Source organism: Streptomyces sp. SID5469 (assembly GCF_009862865.1).
In the GTDB taxonomy this organism is placed as follows: Bacteria; Actinomycetota; Actinomycetes; order Streptomycetales; family Streptomycetaceae; genus Streptomyces; species Streptomyces avermitilis.
In genome coordinates this window covers 3,039,749-3,055,321 of the sequence record NZ_WWIN01000001.1, presented here as the reverse complement: position 1 = coordinate 3,055,321, position 15,573 = coordinate 3,039,749, and the positions used below count along the sequence as shown (strand labels likewise).

Genomic DNA, 15,573 nt, shown 5'->3' with positions numbered 1-15,573 from the left:
GGGTACTCGGGTCATACGACGGACGCATGAGGATTCGGAGATCGCCGATGTATGTCGTGAAGAGCCCGCTGCCCGACGCGGACCTGAAGACCGTGGCCGAGGCATTGCAGGGTGCGCTGGTCGACCTGGTGGATCTGTCACTCGTGGCGAAACAGGTCCACTGGAACGTCATCGGACCGCGCTTCCGCTCCATTCACCTGCAACTCGACGACGTCGTCGACACCGCGAGGCTGCACTCCGACACGGTTGCCGAGCGCGCCGCGACCCTGGGTGTCTCCCCGGACGGCCGCGCCGTGACCGTGGCGAACACCAGTGGCATCGGTGAGACGGCCGCGGGCTGGATCCAGGACAAGGACGCGGTGGGCATGCTGGTCACCGCGCTGGGCGCGGTGATCTCGCGTATGCGGGAGCGCGTGGGGTCGACGGCGGACGCGGACCCCGTGAGCCAGGACATCTTCATCGGGATCACCGCCGATCTGGAGAAGCACCACTGGATGTTCCAGGCGGAGAACGGGTGAGCCGCGCGCCGCGGCAAGGCCGCGGTACCGGCGCGTGTGCGGGTACGGGAGGGGGCGCGTGTGCGCGGCGGTGAGGCCGGCGGGCGCGCCCTCCGTGCGAGGGGCCGGAGTTGACGGGTGCGGCAGTGCGCCGGTGTGCCGTCGGTGCGCCCTCCCGGTGCGGGAGAGCCGCGGTCTAGCGTCGGGCTGGAGGAGGCGGCGATGGCTGGGCGAATAGCGCGCTGGGGGGTGGCGCTGGCGCTCGGCGCGCTGTGGTGGTGGGGGGTACTACGGCTCGTACTGGTGCCCGATTCCGGGGTGCTGGAGGGAGCCGTCGTGGCCGGGGGGTGGGGGCTGAGCCTGCTGCCGGTGCACTGTGTGCCGAAGGCCCGGGTGGCAGGAGCGGCCGGCTCGGACCAGTGGGCGGTGTCCTGGCAGCAGTGGAGGTCGCGGGAAGGGCGCGCGGAGGTGCGGCGTGGGGGAGACGCGCCGCGCGCCTGACCCGGTGGCGCTGGGTGCTGGAGGAGTGTCGCGGCGCCTGTCGCGTGGTTGGACGCGGGGGAGGTGGGGGCTTCGCGGGTGTCGGGGGATTCGCCGCATGGTGCCTGTGGGCTGGGGCTGGGGTGTGGGCTGTTGGGGTTTGGCGACCAGGCCGCCGTTTTGGGGTGGGCGACCCGGCCGTCGGGGCCTGGTCTACCAGGGCATCGCCACTCCGCCGTTCGGCCGGAGGATCTGGCCCGTGGTGAACGGGGAGGCGTCGGAGGCCAGGTGCAGTACCGCGTGGGCGATGTCGTCCGGTTCACCGACCCTGCCCAGCGGTGACAACCTGGCCATGAACGCCTCCGTATGCGCCTGCGCCGCCCCGTCATGGCGGTCCGTCATGGCCGTACGCACCCAGCCCGGCGCCACCGCGTTGACCCGGATGCCATGCCGGCCGACCTCGGTCGCCAGGGTCTTGGTCAGCTGGACCACGGCCGCCTTCGCCGCGCCGTAGCAGAGCAGTCCGGGGCCGCCGGTGTCGACGGCTCCCGAGGCCATGGTGACAATGCTGCCGCGAGTACCGTCCGCGATCATCCGCCGGGCCGCCTCCTGGCAGGCGTACAGCACGCCCTTGAAGTTCACGTTCAGCACCCGGTCGAGGTCCTCGTCCCGCGTCTCCAGCACGGGACTGCTGTGCATGATCCCGGCGACCGCGGCCATGATGTCGAGTCGGTCGCATCCGGCAACGGCCTGGTGCAGCCGCGCCCGGTCGGTGACATCGAGGTGGTGGGTGCGGGCGGTGCCGCCCCCGCCCTTGATCAGGGTCTCCGTCTCGTGCAGGCCCTGCTCGTCGCGGTCCGCGCAGTGCACGGTGGCGCCGGCCTGCGCGAGCAGTACGGCCGAGGCCCGGCCGATGCCGCTGGCGGCGCCGGTGACGAATGCGGTGCGTCCGGTGAGGTCGTACGCCTTGACGGGCATGACATCGACGGTACGAGGGTTTCTGACGGGTCGTCAATTAGTGATACGTGGCCGGCTTGGCCTTCGTGCGTGGGCGCCCGGGGCCGGAGTGGGCCCCGGCTGGCAGGCCGGGCACCAGTAGGTGGGGCGCTCGCGGGAACCGTCGCCCTGGTCGGCCACCCGGACGGGGGTGCCGCAGCGCAGACAGGGGCGGGGTGCGCGGCCGTACACGAAGAGCCTCTGCTCGCGGCGGCCCGTGGTGCTGCGCGCCGGGCGGTCGCGGTTGGTCTCCAGGAGTTTCTTGGCGAGGGCGGGGAGTTGGGCGAGGTGCTCGGCCGGGAGGTCACCGACGGGGAGCCATGGAGTGGCCCGGAGCAGGAAGCACAGCTCGCTCTTGTAGACATTGCCGATGCCGGCGAGGTTGCGCTGATCGAGGAGGGCCTCGCCGAGGGGGCGGGCCGGGTCGCGGAGGAGGTTCTCCCGAGCCCGGTCGGGGTCCCAGTCGGGGCCCAGGAGGTCGGGGCCCAGATGGCCGACGGCGCGGTGTTCGTCGGCGGTGCGGAGCAGTTCGAGGACGGGGAGGCGGTAGCCCACGGACGTGCGGTCCGCGGTGCCGAAGATCGCCCGGATCTGGTGTGCGGGGCCGCCGCTCCAGCGCTGGCCCGGCGCGTACACCTTCCAGGAACCGTCCATCCGCAGATGGGAGTGCAGGGTGAGGCCGCCCTCGATGCGGGTGAGGAGGTGCTTTCCGCGGGGGGTGACGTCCAGTACGGTGCGGCCGGTGAGGTCGGCCGTGGCGAATTTCGGCACCCGGAGGTCGGAACGGGTCAGTACCTTGCCCGCGAGGGCGCTGTGCAGACGCCTCGCGGCTTGGTAGACGGTGTCGCCTTCGGGCATGGCTCAAGGGTGGCATGCCGGGGGCCGGACGTGGCGCGAGCGGCTTTGCTCCGCCACTCCGTCCCGCGCTCCGTGGGCCTGCGCCGCGCGCCGCGATCCGTGCTCCTGCGCCGCGCCTCGTGGGCCCGCGCCGCGCTGTCCCGCCGCTCTCTGGCGTGTCCCGGTGCCTGCTCTGCCGTGGTCTGTCCTCCCGTGCCTCGTCCTCACGCGCGAAGGCGCAGACCGCGGGGCGTCGCGATGAAGCCTGCTCCTTCCAGGAGGGTGCCGAACGGGGAGGTGAGCGCCGAGGCGCCGTTGACCCGCTCCACGGTGACCGTGCCCAGGGAACCCGCGCGGGCGGACGCGGCGAGAGCCTCGGCGGCGGCCAGTAGACGGGGATCGTCCGTCGTCTTGGCGTCGGGGTCGGAGGGCCAGGCCAGCAGCGTCTTGCCGCCGCGCTCCATGTAGAGCGCCAGCTCGCCGTCGACGAGTACGACCAGGGAACCCGCCTTGCGCCCCGGCTTGTGTCCCGCCCCGGTCGGGGGTTCGGGCCAGGAGAGGGCCGCGCCGTAGGCGTTCGCGGGGTCCGCCGCGGCCAGGACGACGGCTCGGGAGGCGCCGGCGGAGCGAGTGCGGTTCGGGGGAAGACCCTGGCCGTACGGGGAGCGGGGGCCGGCTTGCGCGCGGGGAAGGCCTGGACCCGGCTGCACCTCGGGGAGGCCGGGGGCTGCCTGCGTCCCCGGGTGGCTGGAGACGGGCTGCGCGTCGGCAGTGTCGGAGAGGTCGGCGAAGGCGCCCAGGTTGGAGTCGAACTGCGGGTCGAACCTGTCGAGGAAACCATCTCCGGAACCGGGAGCCGCCGCAGGGGCGAACGGACGGGCCGCGTCGAGCCGATGGGGGGCGCCCCCGGCGAAGCCGTCCGAACGGTCCGGGCCGGGCAGTGTCTCGTCCCTCTCCCGCGCGTTCGCCGCCGCGCGCAGGCGGTCCACCGCGCCGTCCATCGCGAACTGCGCCGCGCCCAGCCCCTCGACCACATAGCCGCGGCGCGCCTGCCCGCTCTCCTCGAACACGGACAAGACGCGGTACGTCGCCGAGAAGCCGCCCTCGACGCCTTCCGCCGCGACGGCTCCGCGGGTCACCACCCCGTGCCGGTCCAGCAGGGTGCGGGCCAGAGCGTGGGCGCGCACGGTGGTGTCGGGCTCGAGAGCGGGCAGCAGCGACCAGCGGCCGGCGACGGTCGGCGGGCCCGTACGGGACTGGGGGCGCGCGGTGGCCGTCAGGGAGCCGTACCGCCCGCGCGGGACGGCACGCTTGGCGCGGTGCGCGGTGGAGCCCGCGGTGCGGCCCGAGCCGAGCAGGGAACGCATCGGCGCGAGCGTGTCGTTCGTGAGCCGGCCCGTCCAGGCCAGGTCCCAGATCACGTCCGCCAGTTGGGGATCGGTGGCGTCGGGGTGCGTGGTGGCCCGGACCTGATCGGTGATCTGCCGGAAGAACAGGCCGTAACCCCCGGACAGGGCGTCCAGGACCGACTGGTGGAGCGCGGTCGGCTCCAAGGGGTGCGGGGCGGGCAGGAGCAGGGGGGCCGCGTCCGCCATGTACAGCGAGACCCAGCCGTCCTTGCCGGGCAGTGAACCGGCCCCGGCCCACACCACCTCACCGGCGGCGGTGAGTTCGTCCAGCATCGCGGGCGTGTAGTTCGAGACGCGTGACGGCAGGACGAGCTTCTCCAGGGCGGACGCTGGCACGGAGGCGCCCTGGAGCTGCTCGATCGCGCGCACCAGGCCGTCGACGCCCCGCAGCCCATGTCCGCCGCCGACGTGCTGCCACTGCGGCAGGAACTGCGCGAGCGCGGCGGGCGGAACCGGCTCCAGCTCGTGCCGCAGGGCGGCCAAGGAGCGGCGCCGCAGCCGGCGCAGCACGGTCGCGTCGCACCACTCCTGGCCGATGCCCGCAGGGTGGAACTCCCCCTGGACGACCCGGCCGGCCGCCGCGAGCCGCTGCAACGCGCCCTCGGTGACGGCCACGCCGAGACCGAAGCGCGCGGCAGCGGCCGTTGAGGTGAACGGGCCGTGCGTGCGCGCGTACCGCGCGAGGAGGTCGCCGAGCGGGTCCTTGACCGGCTCCGTGAATGCCTCGGGGACGCCGACGGGCAGCGCTGTGCCGAGGGCGTCGCGCAGTCGGCCCGCGTCCTCGATCGCCGCCCAGTGGTCGGTGCCCGCGATGCGGACCTTGATGGCGCGGCGGGCCCCGGCCAGCTCCTGGGCCCACTGCGGCTCGGCCCCGCGCTCGGCCAGCTCGGCGTCGGTCAAGGGGCCCAGCAGCCGCAACCGGTCCGCGACGCCCTCGGTGTCCTTGACGCGACGGTCCTCGGTGAGCCACTGGAGCTCGCGCTCCAGCTCCGTCAGGACATCGGCGTCGAGCAGCTCGCGCAACTCCGCCTGGCCGAGCAGCTCGGCCAGCAGCCGCGAGTCCAGCGACAACGCGGCGGCGCGCCGCTCGGCGAGGGGTGAGTCGCCCTCGTAGAGGAACTGCGCGACGTATCCGAAGAGGAGGGAGCGGGCGAAAGGCGACGGCTCCGGCGTGGTGACCTCGACCAGGCGGACCTTGCGGGACTCGATGTCGCCCATCAGCTCCGTGAGGCCCGGAACGTCGAAGACGTCCTGGAGGCATTCGCGGACCGCCTCCAGGACGATCGGGAACGAGCCGAACTCGCTGGCCACCTGGAGCAGTTGGGCCGCACGCTGGCGCTGCTGCCACAGCGGGGTGCGCTTGCCGGGGCTGCGGCGCGGCAGCAACAGCGCGCGGGCGGCGCACTCACGGAACCGGGACGCGAACAGCGCCGAGCCGCCGACCTGGTCGGTGACGATCTGGTTGACCTCGCCCTTGTCGAAGGCGACGTCCGCGGCACCGATGGGCGCCTGCTCGGCGCCCGCTGTGTCCAGAGGGGCGCCGGCCTTCAGGGGCTCCTGGTCGAGCAGGTCCAGGCCCATCAGGTCGGCGTCCGGCAGCCGCAGCACAATGCCGTCGTCGGCGTGCATGACCTGGGCGTCCATGCCGTACCGCTCGGCGAGCCGGGCGCCCAGCGCGAGGGCCCACGGGGCGTGGACCTGGGCACCGAAGGGAGAGTGCACGACGACCCGCCAGTCGCCGAGCTCGTCCCGGAAGCGCTCCACGACGATCGTGCGGTCGTCGGGGACGTGTCCGCAGGCCTCGCGCTGTTCGGCCAGGTACGACAGGACGTTGTCGGCGGCCCAGGCGTCGAGTCCGGCTGCCAGCAGCCGCAGCCGGGCGTCGTCCTTCGGGAGCGCGCCGACCTCACGAAGGAACGCCCCCAGCGCGCGGCCCAGTTCCAGCGGGCGGCCCAGCTGGTCGCCCTTCCAGAAGGGCAGACGGCCCGGGACTCCGGGGGCGGGGGAGACCAGGACCCGGTCGCGCGTGATGTCCTCGATGCGCCAGGAGCTGGTGCCGAGGGTGAACACGTCCCCGACCCGGGATTCGTACACCATCTCCTCGTCGAGCTCGCCGACCCGGCCACCGCCCTTCTTGGGGTCCGCGCCGGCGAGGAAGACCCCGAAGAGCCCACGGTCCGGGATCGTGCCCCCGGACGTGACGGCGAGGCGCTGCGCTCCCGGGCGGCCGGTGACCGTGCCGGCGACGCGGTCCCACACCACGCGCGGGCGCAGCTCCGCGAAGGCGTCGGACGGATAGCGGCCCGCGAGCATGTCGAGCACGGCGGTGAAGGCCGACTCCGGGAGCGAGGCGAAGGGAGCGGCGCGGCGGACCGTGGTCAGCAGGTCGTCGACCTGCCAGGTGTCGAGGGCCACCATGGCCACGAGCTGCTGCGCGAGCACGTCGAGGGGGTTGGCGGGCACCTTCAGGGACTCGATGGAGCCGGTGCGCATCCGCTCCGTGACCACGGCGGCCTGGACGAGGTCGCCGCGGTACTTGGGGAAGACGACGCCGGTGGAGACCGCGCCCACCTGGTGGCCGGCGCGGCCGACGCGCTGGAGGCCGGAAGCCACCGACGGCGGCGACTCGACCTGGACGACGAGGTCCACCGCGCCCATGTCGATGCCCAGCTCCAGGCTGGAGGTGGCGACCACCGCGGGCAGGCGGCCCGCCTTGAGATCCTCCTCGACGAGCGCGCGCTGTTCTTTGGAGACCGAGCCGTGGTGGGCACGGGCGATCACCGCGGGCGCCCCCTGGGCCGCGCCCGAGCCGCCCATCAGTTCGGCCGGGGCGTGGTGCTCGTCCAAAGGCTCGCCGGTGGCCCGCTCGTAGGCGATCTCGTTGAGCCTGTTACACAGGCGCTCCGCGAGGCGGCGGGAGTTGGCGAACACGATCGTCGAGCGGTGGGCCTGGACGAGGTCGGCGATCCGCTCCTCCACGTGCGGCCAGATCGACGGCCGCTCGGCGCCCTCGCTGCCGTCGGCGACCGGGGAGCCGCCCAGCTCGCCCAGATCCTCGACCGGGACCACGACGGAGAGGTCGAACTCCTTGCCGGACTTCGGCTGGACGATCTCCACCTTGCGCCGCGGTGAGAGATAGCGGGCGACCTCGTCGACCGGGCGCACGGTCGCGGAGAGGCCGATGCGGCGGGCCGGTTTGGGCAGCAGCTCGTCGAGCCGCTCCAAGGAGAGCGCGAGATGCGCGCCGCGCTTCGTGCCGGCGACCGCGTGCACCTCGTCCAGGATCACCGTCTCCACGCCCGTCAGCGCGTCCCGCGTGGCCGACGTGAGCATCAGGAACAGCGACTCCGGGGTCGTGATCAGGATGTCCGGCGGGCGGGTGGACAGCGCGCGGCGCTCGGCGGGCGGGGTGTCCCCTGAGCGGATGCCGACCTTCACCTCGGGCTCGGGCATGCCCAGGCGCACAGCTTCCTGCCTGATGCCGGTCAGCGGGCTGCGAAGATTTCGCTCCACGTCGACCGCGAGGGCCTTCAGGGGCGATACGTACAGCACCCGGCAGCGCTTCCTGGGGTCGGCGGGCGGCGGGGCGGACGCCAGCTGGTCGAGCGCGGCGAGGAAGGCGGCCAGTGTCTTTCCGGAGCCGGTCGGGGCGACCACGAGCACGTCCGAGCCCTCGCCGATGGCACGCCACGCGCCGGCCTGAGCCGCGGTGGGCGCGGGAAACGCCCCCGTGAACCAGCCGCGGGTCGCGGGCGAGAAGCCGTCGAGGGCTCGGTGTGTGGAACTGACCATGCGTCCATGTTGCACCCACGCACTGACAACGGCTCTGACCTGCGACAATGGTCCGAGTGGGGGTGGGGTGAGCGGTTTGGCCGTGGGGTGGGCCGTGCGCGGGTGTGGGGCGGCGGGTGGTCCGCCTCGGCAGCCCAGGTGGGCCGCTCAGGGGCGGCCGGGGGGTGTGGCTGGGGCCGCGAGCGGGGTGCGTCGGGTGGCGGAGAATGAGGGCATGGCAGGCACGGGGAAGGAGCGGGCACGGCACTGGCGGTACGCGGAACTGCCCGGTGTCGACCTGCTGCGGGCCAGCTACATCGAGAAGATCTTCGTACGGCACACCCACGAGAACTTCGTCATCGCGGCCATCGCCGAAGGCGTCGAGGTCTTCCATCACGGTGGCGCCGACCAGTACGCGGGCCCGGGCGCCCTCGCGCTGGTCAACCCCGACACCCCGCACACCGGCCGCGCGGGCGTCCCCGAGGGCTGGCGGTACGGGGCGGTCTACCCGTCGCCGGAACTGGTGGCCGAGATCGCGGCCGAGACCACCTCGATCCGCGGCACGCCCGGCTTCACCAGCCCGGTGCTCGACGACGCGTACGCGGCCGGCCTGGTCCACCAGGTGCTCCGCGCCGCCGACGAGGGCAACGCGCTCGCCGCCGACACCCTGCTGCGGGTTGCCGTGACCAGGTTGCTCCGGCTGAACGGGGGACCGATGCCACAGCGCGAGGTCCGTAGCGCAGGTGCCGGCATCGCCGTACGTGCGCGTACCGTGCTCGAAGAGCGCATGGCCGAGCCTCCGACCCTGGAGCGCCTCGCCGGCGACCTCGGCGCCAGTCCCTTCGCCTTGCTGCGCGCCTTCCGGGAGGCGTACGGCATGCCGCCCCACACCTGGCTGACCGACGCCCGTGTACGCCGTGCCCGCCGCCTCCTGGACGCCGGTACCGCGCCTGCCGAAGTGGCTGTCGCCGTCGGCTTCACCGACCAGCCGCACCTCAACCGCCACTTCACCCGGATCGTCGGCGTGCCCCCGGGCGCGTATCAGCGGGAGCGCGGCAGCGACGCCCGTCCGGTGCTCGGTGGCGAGGACGGCCGCACGGGCGCGCGCAAGAACATGGACACGGGTGTGTGAGGGAACCGCCGCGGGAGCGTACGGGCACGGCCGCGGGAGCGTGCAAGAACGTACAAGACCCACGGGCGCGCCCGCGGCTACCGTCCGAGGCGTGGCAGAACAGACAGCTCTCGCAGACATACGCAGTGAGGACGGCGGAAAACCCGACGCCGCCGTCGTCCGGGACGCCCTGGGAGTCGGGGTCGCCGTCGGACTGTCCGGCTTCGCCTTCGGGGTGACCTCGGCCGGCAGCGGGCTGTCCTTGCTACAGACCTGCGCCCTCAGCCTCCTGGTGTTCACCGGCGCCTCACAGTTCGCCCTCGTGGGTGCGCTCGCCGCCGGGGGCAACCCGCTCGCGGCGGCCGCGGGAGCCTTCTTCCTCGGTGTGCGCAACGCCTTCTACGGGCTGCGTCTGTCGCAGTTGCTGGCCCTCCCGCGCGCGGTGCGCCCGTTCGCCGCCCAGTGGGTCATCGACGAGACCACCGCCGTCGCGCTGGCCCAGCCCACCCGGCGCAGCGTCCGTATCGGCTTCACGGTCACCGGACTCTCGCTGTACGTGCTGTGGAACCTCACCACGCTGATCGGCGCGGTCGGTGCGCAGGCCATCGGCGACACCGACGCGTGGGGCCTGGACGCGGCCGGGCCCGCGGTCTTCCTGGCGCTGCTCGCGCCGATGCTGAAGACCGCGGCGGAGCGGGCGGTGGCGGGCATCGCCGTCCTCCTGGGGCTCGGCCTGCTCCCCGTACTGCCCGCCGGTGTGCCGGTCCTGGTGGCCGCGCTGGCCGCCCCGACCGTCCTCTACGTAGAAGGGCGCCGCATGAGGACCTCCGCCTGTGACGCGACCTCCGCCCACGACACCCGGAGGGAAGCGCGTTGAACATCTGGATCGCGATCGCCGCGACCGCCGTCGGCTGCTACGCCGTCAAGCTCATCGGCCTGCTGGTCCCCGCGGGCGTCCTGGAGCGGCCGCTCGTCAGACGGCTCGCGGCCCTGCTGCCCGTTGCCCTGCTCGCCGCCCTCACCGCCCAGCAGACCTTCGCCGACGGCCGCACGCTGGTGCTGGACGCCAAGGCGGCCGGTCTCGCCGCGGCCGCTGTGGCGCTCGTGCTGCGTGCGCCGTTCCTCCTGGTCGTCGCCGCGGCGGTGGTGGTGACGGCGGGCGTGCGGGCGATGGCGGGCTGAGCGCCGGCACCCCCGCCCGGCCCGGCTTTGCCCTCAGGCGATGGCCCGTCCGTACGCCTTCAGGGTGCGCAGCGCCTCGATCGTCACCATGGGGCGGCACTCCAGAGCGGTGCCGGGGGCCCACTGGCGCCAGCGAATGGGCCAGCCGCCGTCCTTCCGCTGTTCGGCCGCCAGGAAGTCGAGCGAGCGGGCCATCTCCTCGTCCGTGAACCACGCGCGCGCGAGAGAGCCCGGAGTCCGCGCGAAGTCGTACGGGAAGTGATGTTCGCCCGGCCCGTACCCGGGCGATACGGGGGACGCGTCCAGGCGCTCCGGGTCCAGGACGGCGAGCCGCTGCTCGCGCACCATACGGCCCAGACGGTCGGCGGCCGCCTCCGCGCGGGGGCGGTCCGGCGCCGAATCCAGGAAGGCCACGGCCGCCTCGACCTCGTAGGGGTGCGACTTCCGCAGGGACTCGACGGCCTGCCAGCAGAAGTCGGTGGCCCGGAACAGCCAGGCGTGCCACACCTCGTTGCGGTGCAGCAGGCCCACCACCGGGCCGGTGGCGAGAAGGTCGCTGGGCGGATCGTCGACGACCGGCACGAACGGCGCCGTCGGATAGCCGCGCTGGCTGGGCCGGATCGCGGGAAGCGCGCCGTCCAGCGTCGAGACGGACGTCAGATACCGGCACACACGCTCCACCCGCTGCCCGCCGCAGCGCCCGATCGAGTCCAGTACACGCAGCGCGTGCCCGGCGTGCAACGGCTGACTGACCGGGCCGCGCAGATCGGGCTCGAGCGCGTGGCCGTACCCGTCGTCCTCGTTGCGGTAGGCGGCCAGCGCGGTCTCCACCGCGTCGGCGGTGCCACCCAGGAAGTGGTACGCGAAGCGGCGCTGCTCCAGCACGCGCGCGGTGAGCCAGACGAAGTGCTCGGCGCGGGACAGCGGGGAGCGCGCCGAGGGCGTCGGGGGGAGTGGGGATGCTCCTGTTTCGGCCATGGATCAGACCGTAGGACGGAAAGCGTTCTCGGCAAGCGGTCCCGGCGAGGGCCCACCCTCAGGGGCGGGATACTGGAGTCATGCGGTTGACGGTCTTCTGGCAGCGGATGGCGGATCACTTCGGCGCGGGGTACGCGGAGACCTTCGCGCGCGATCACGTGATGTCGGAGTTGGGTGGGCGCACGGTGGACAAGGCCCTGGAGGCCGGCTGGGAGGCCAAGGACGTGTGGCGCGCGGTGTGCACGGCGATGAACGTTCCGCAGGAGAACCGCTGAGTGACCTGGTGATCAGTGCGTGCCGATCGTGCGTCGGGACGTTCCGGTCATGAAGATCCGGGGGTGGCAGTCGGTTGTCGGTGGCGTGGGCGAGACTTGCACCGTGGCCCCGACAGATGAGACCGCGAAGGTCGCCCAGCACGTATCGCCGTTCGGCACGACGCCGCCCGCAGACCCACCGGCCGGGGACGCCGCCGGACGGGGCGGACGCATGCCGCGCTGGCTGCCGCGTGCCATGGTGCTCGCCCTCGCCCTTATCGCCGGCTTCCAGTTCGGCAGTTGGGCGTTTCACCAGCTCACCGGCCTGCTGATCAACATTCTCATCGCGTTCTTCCTGGCGCTCGCCATCGAGCCGGCGGTGAGCTGGATGGCCGGGTACGGAATGCGCAGAGGGCTGGCCACCTTCCTCGTCTTCCTCGGCGCCATGATCGTGACGGCGGGCTTCGTCACCCTGCTCGGCTCGATGCTCGCGGGCCAGATCATCAAGATGGTCGAGGGCTTCCCCGACTACCTCGACTCCGTCATCAGCTGGGTCAACACGACCTTCCACACGGATCTCCGACGGGTCGACATCCAGGACAGCCTCGTCCACTCCGACTGGCTGCGAAGGTACGTCCAGAACAGCGCCACGGGTGTGCTGGACGTGTCCGCGCAGGTCCTGGGAGGCCTCTTCCAGCTGCTGACGATCGCGCTGTTCTCCTTCTACTTCGCCGCCGACGGGCCGCGGCTGCGGCGCGCCCTGTGCTCCGTGCTGCCGCCCGCCCGGCAGGCCGAGGTGCTGCGCGCGTGGGAGATAGCCGTCGACAAGACCGGCGGCTATCTGTACTCGCGCGGCCTGATGGCGCTGATCTCGGGCATAGCGCACTACATCCTGCTGCAGTCGCTGGGCATCCCGTACGCGCCCGTGCTGGCCGTCTGGGTGGGCCTGGTCTCGCAGTTCATTCCGACGATCGGTACCTATCTCGCGGGCGCCCTGCCGATGCTGATCGCCTTCACCGTGAATCCCTGGTACGCGCTGTGGGTGCTGATCTTCGTCGTGGTCTACCAGCAGTTCGAGAACTACATGCTGCAGCCCAAGCTGACCTCGAAGACCGTCGACATCCACCCCGCGGTCGCCTTCGGGTCGGTCATCGCGGGCACCGCGCTCCTGGGTGCTGTCGGGGCGCTGATCGCCATCCCCGCAGTCGCCACCCTTCAGGCCTTCCTCGGGGCGTACGTGAAGCGGTACGACGTCACGGACGACCCCCGCGTGCACGGGCACCGGCGCCGTGGCCCCGGAACCGGCTCCGGCGGTGCCCTCGGGCGCGTGCGTCGGCTGTGGGGGCGCAGCCGGGCGGCCGAGTCCGAGGACGGGTCCCGGTGAGCGGTGAGAGGCGCGCGAGGCGGGGCACTCGCTCGCCGGCGTTCAGTACGTGAGGACGGCCCAGACCCCGGCCGCGAGGACGGCCACCGCGTAGGCGCCGACCGCCACGTACATGAGCCGCTGTTTCCGCGGGTCGCTCCAGGGCGTGCGGGACAGCAGCGAGGCCAGCGCGGGCAGCACGAGCACGGCGTGCAGGCTCACCCCGTGCAGCGGCTTGAGCGGGGCCGTCGAGTGGTACGCCGCCTCCTGGTGGCCGGTGCGGGTCAGCACCACCCCGCGCGCGATCATCGCGGCGCCCGACAGCAGAGCGACGACCAGGATCGCGAACCCGGAGCGCAGCGCGAGCGGCATCCCCACCGGGCCCTCGGGCCGGTGCCGGAAGGCCGCGGCCGCGAACACCGAGAGCACGACCACCAGGACGCCGCCGCCCACCGCGAGGGTCATGGAGACCAGTGTGTCGAAGCCGGTCTCCATGTTGAGGTGCGAGGGCGCACGGCGCCACGCCTGAAGTGTGATCCCGCCGACCTCCACGACGCAGTCGGCGGCGAACACGACGAGTAGCGCGGTGCGCAGACGCGCCCCGACGCGCAGATACGACGTGACCCAGGTGACGGCGACCAGTGTCAGCCCGAAGGAGAGCCCGAACGTGACGGGCTTGCGCCAGGAGACGGGCCCGTCCCAGGGGCCGCCGTCGACGGCGAAGACCACCAGATGCGCCAGGCCCGAGAGAACCAGAAGGGCACCGGTCGCGTAGCAGAACCGTTCGGCCGGGCGCGTCGTGAACCTTCGGCGGGGCCCCTTGCGCGCGGCCGACGCGGCGCCCGGAACCGCCGGGGAAACCAGGTTTTCCATGGCCCAAGCCTCGTGCGCAGGACCCACGTCGTCGTCGTACGGCCGAAGGCAATGGACGTACGCCCGGAGGAGTAGCCCCGGCGACTCACGGAGGAGTAGCGACCTGGCACCACCTCCGTACCCAGACCGCGGTGGTGTTCGGCGCCGTCGTCGTGCTCGCCGCACTCCTCGCGGCCACCGGCCCGCATCTGGCCGATCTCTATGCACCGCCGTCCTCGTCAAGGCCGGTTACCGGCAGTGGGTGATCTATCAGCCCGCCGACCATTTCTGGGCCCTCCAGTGGGCCGAGACCGGCATCTTCCTCGGCCTCGCCGTCGCACTCGCCGGGGTCTGTGTGCGGCGGATCCGACGTTTGGCCTGATCCGCCGGTCGCGGCCCGGCCTGACGGGTGGGGCGTCGGCGGCCGTCTCGGCGTTCCGGTCGGCGCTGTGTCGGGTGACTGCTCCCGAGGGCTGTCGGACCGCGAACGTACCCTCGGAAGTGCCATGTGGTGCGCTTGACACGAAAATCGAACATCCATTCTTATGGAGGTTCCGGCGAGGCTCTCGACGGGCATTTCGACACGGTTTCGATGGAGAAGTCCCCGAGTTATCCACAGGCCGGACGGGCGTCGGGGCGCATTGTCAGTGGCAGGCGTTAGCGTCTTTGACGTGAAGCGATCGACTCAAGCAAACCGGGTGGAACCCATGGCAGGAACCGACCGCGAGAAGGCGCTCGACGCCGCGCTCGCACAGATTGAACGGCAATTCGGCAAGGGCGCGGTGATGCGCCTGGGCGAGCGGCCGAATGAGCCCATCGAGGTCATCCCCACCGGGTCGACCGCGCTCGACGTCGCCCTCGGCGTCGGCGGCCTGCCGCGCGGCCGAGTGGTGGAGGTGTACGGCCCGGAGTCCTCCGGTAAGACGACCCTGACGCTGCACGCGGTGGCGAACGCGCAGAAGGCCGGCGGCCAGGTGGCCTTCGTGGACGCCGAGCACGCCCTCGACCCCGAGTACGCGAAGAAGCTCGGCGTCGACATCGACAACCTGATCCTGTCGCAGCCGGACAACGGTGAGCAGGCTCTGGAGATCGTGGACATGCTGGTCCGCTCCGGCGCGCTCGACCTGATCGTCATCGACTCCGTCGCCGCCCTGGTGCCGCGCGCGGAGATCGAGGGCGAGATGGGCGACTCGCACGTGGGTCTGCAGGCCCGCCTGATGAGCCAGGCCTTGCGGAAGATCACCAGCGCGCTCAACCAGTCGAAGACCACCGCGATCTTCATCAACCAGCTCCGCGAGAAGATCGGCGTGATGTTCGGCTCTCCGGAGACCACGACGGGTGGCCGGGCGCTGAAGTTCTACGCCTCGGTGCGGCTCGACATCCGTCGCATCGAGACGCTGAAGGACGGCACCGACGCGGTCGGCAACCGCACCCGCGTCAAGGTCGTCAAGAACAAGGTCGCGCCGCCCTTCAAGCAGGCCGAGTTCGACATCCTCTACGGGCAGGGCATCAGCCGCGAAGGCGGCCTGATCGACATGGGCGTGGAGAACGGCTTCGTCCGCAAGGCTGGCGCCTGGTACACGTACGAGGGCGACCAGCTCGGCCAGGGCAAGGAGAACGCGCGCAACTTCCTGAAGGACAACCCCGACCTCGCCAACGAGATCGAGAAGAAGATCAAGGAGAAGCTGGGCGTCGGCGTACGGCCGGAGGAGCCCACGGCGGAGCCGGGCGCGGACGCGGCGGTCACGTCGGCCGCGGCTGCCACGGACGACACCGCGAAGACGGTGTCCGCTCCCGCGGCCAAGACCACCAAGTCCAAGGCCGCGGCGGCCAAGAGCTAGCC

The 15,573-nt window shown here is 72.4% G+C and carries 13 protein-coding genes; 8 read left to right on the top strand and 5 right to left on the bottom strand.

The window, feature by feature from the left end; genetic code table 11:
* The first annotated feature begins 47 nt into the window (after window positions 1-47).
* Both GTY58_RS13115 and GTY58_RS13110 read left to right on the top strand, forming a co-directional pair.
* On the top strand, window positions 48-518 hold the full coding sequence (locus tag GTY58_RS13115) for a DNA starvation/stationary phase protection protein (RefSeq protein WP_010983941.1): 471 nt from the start codon (window positions 48-50) through the stop codon (window positions 516-518).
* Between the two features lie 201 nt (window positions 519-719).
* Window positions 720-998, top strand: coding sequence for a hypothetical protein (locus GTY58_RS13110; protein WP_010983940.1), 279 nt, complete (start codon window positions 720-722; stop codon window positions 996-998).
* Window positions 999-1,190: 192 nt separating this feature from the next.
* On the opposite strand, the gene GTY58_RS13105 is transcribed toward GTY58_RS13110, so the two are convergent.
* The 3 genes from GTY58_RS13105 to GTY58_RS13095 form a co-directional block, all read right to left on the bottom strand.
* Window positions 1,191-1,955: an SDR family oxidoreductase gene (locus GTY58_RS13105; protein ID WP_010983939.1), complete on the bottom strand. Its 765-nt coding sequence runs from the start codon at window positions 1,953-1,955 to the stop codon at window positions 1,191-1,193.
* Between the two features lie 33 nt (window positions 1,956-1,988).
* On the bottom strand, window positions 1,989-2,831 hold the full coding sequence (locus GTY58_RS13100; protein ID WP_010983938.1) for a DNA-formamidopyrimidine glycosylase family protein: 843 nt from the start codon (window positions 2,829-2,831) through the stop codon (window positions 1,989-1,991).
* Between the two features lie 203 nt (window positions 2,832-3,034).
* Window positions 3,035-8,011 carry an ATP-dependent helicase gene (locus GTY58_RS13095; RefSeq protein WP_010983937.1) on the bottom strand — a complete coding sequence of 1,659 codons (4,977 nt, stop codon included), beginning with the start codon at window positions 8,009-8,011 and terminating at the stop codon, window positions 3,035-3,037.
* Window positions 8,012-8,225: 214 nt separating this feature from the next.
* Between GTY58_RS13095 and GTY58_RS13090 the strand changes: the two genes are divergently transcribed.
* From GTY58_RS13090 to GTY58_RS13080, 3 genes are all read left to right on the top strand, one after another.
* Window positions 8,226-9,122 (top strand): AraC family transcriptional regulator, encoded by an 897-nt coding sequence (locus GTY58_RS13090; RefSeq protein ID WP_010983936.1) that lies wholly within the window; start codon window positions 8,226-8,228, stop codon window positions 9,120-9,122.
* Between the two features lie 91 nt (window positions 9,123-9,213).
* Window positions 9,214-9,978 (top strand): AzlC family ABC transporter permease, encoded by a 765-nt coding sequence (locus GTY58_RS13085; RefSeq protein ID WP_042493001.1) that lies wholly within the window; start codon window positions 9,214-9,216, stop codon window positions 9,976-9,978.
* Window positions 9,975-10,283 (top strand): AzlD domain-containing protein, encoded by a 309-nt coding sequence (locus tag GTY58_RS13080; protein ID WP_010983934.1) that lies wholly within the window; start codon window positions 9,975-9,977, stop codon window positions 10,281-10,283. Before GTY58_RS13085 ends, GTY58_RS13080 begins: the two co-directional genes overlap by 4 nt.
* 33 nt (window positions 10,284-10,316) lie before the next feature.
* Here GTY58_RS13080 and GTY58_RS13075 read toward each other — a convergent pair whose 3' ends face one another.
* Window positions 10,317-11,261, bottom strand: a complete 945-nt coding sequence (locus tag GTY58_RS13075; RefSeq protein WP_010983933.1) for a hypothetical protein — start codon at window positions 11,259-11,261, stop codon at window positions 10,317-10,319.
* 80 nt (window positions 11,262-11,341) lie between these two features.
* On the opposite strand from GTY58_RS13075, the gene GTY58_RS13070 reads away from it, so the two are divergent.
* Both GTY58_RS13070 and GTY58_RS13065 read left to right on the top strand, forming a co-directional pair.
* Window positions 11,342-11,536 carry a DUF3046 domain-containing protein gene (locus tag GTY58_RS13070; RefSeq protein ID WP_010983932.1) on the top strand — a complete coding sequence of 65 codons (195 nt, stop codon included), beginning with the start codon at window positions 11,342-11,344 and terminating at the stop codon, window positions 11,534-11,536.
* Between the two features lie 103 nt (window positions 11,537-11,639).
* Window positions 11,640-12,899 (top strand): AI-2E family transporter, encoded by a 1,260-nt coding sequence (locus GTY58_RS13065; protein ID WP_078234496.1) that lies wholly within the window; start codon window positions 11,640-11,642, stop codon window positions 12,897-12,899.
* A 42-nt stretch (window positions 12,900-12,941) separates the two neighbouring features.
* Here GTY58_RS13065 and GTY58_RS13060 read toward each other — a convergent pair whose 3' ends face one another.
* Window positions 12,942-13,751 carry a hypothetical protein gene (locus GTY58_RS13060; protein ID WP_237528781.1) on the bottom strand — a complete coding sequence of 270 codons (810 nt, stop codon included), beginning with the start codon at window positions 13,749-13,751 and terminating at the stop codon, window positions 12,942-12,944.
* A 686-nt stretch (window positions 13,752-14,437) separates the two neighbouring features.
* Between GTY58_RS13060 and recA the strand changes: the two genes are divergently transcribed.
* On the top strand, window positions 14,438-15,571 hold the full coding sequence (gene recA, locus GTY58_RS13050; protein WP_010983929.1) for a recombinase RecA: 1,134 nt from the start codon (window positions 14,438-14,440) through the stop codon (window positions 15,569-15,571).
* The last annotated feature ends 2 nt before the right edge of the window (window positions 15,572-15,573 follow it).

Excerpts from the sequence above, each read along its gene's own strand:
- GTY58_RS13110 (WP_010983940.1), top strand. The coding sequence starts at position 720 with ATGGCTGGGCGAATAGCGCGCTGGGGGGTGGCGCTGGCGCTCGGCGCG.
- GTY58_RS13070 (WP_010983932.1), top strand. The coding sequence starts at position 11,342 with ATGCGGTTGACGGTCTTCTGGCAGCGGATGGCGGATCACTTCGGCGCG.
- GTY58_RS13060 (WP_237528781.1), bottom strand. The coding sequence starts at position 13,751 with ATGGAAAACCTGGTTTCCCCGGCGGTTCCGGGCGCCGCGTCGGCCGCG.
- GTY58_RS13100 (WP_010983938.1), bottom strand. The coding sequence starts at position 2,831 with ATGCCCGAAGGCGACACCGTCTACCAAGCCGCGAGGCGTCTGCACAGC.
- GTY58_RS13090 (WP_010983936.1), top strand. The coding sequence starts at position 8,226 with ATGGCAGGCACGGGGAAGGAGCGGGCACGGCACTGGCGGTACGCGGAA.
- GTY58_RS13075 (WP_010983933.1), bottom strand. The coding sequence starts at position 11,261 with ATGGCCGAAACAGGAGCATCCCCACTCCCCCCGACGCCCTCGGCGCGC.
- GTY58_RS13095 (WP_010983937.1), bottom strand. The coding sequence starts at position 8,011 with ATGGTCAGTTCCACACACCGAGCCCTCGACGGCTTCTCGCCCGCGACC.
- recA (WP_010983929.1), top strand. The coding sequence starts at position 14,438 with ATGGCAGGAACCGACCGCGAGAAGGCGCTCGACGCCGCGCTCGCACAG.
- GTY58_RS13115 (WP_010983941.1), top strand. The coding sequence starts at position 48 with ATGTATGTCGTGAAGAGCCCGCTGCCCGACGCGGACCTGAAGACCGTG.
- GTY58_RS13105 (WP_010983939.1), bottom strand. The coding sequence starts at position 1,955 with ATGCCCGTCAAGGCGTACGACCTCACCGGACGCACCGCATTCGTCACC.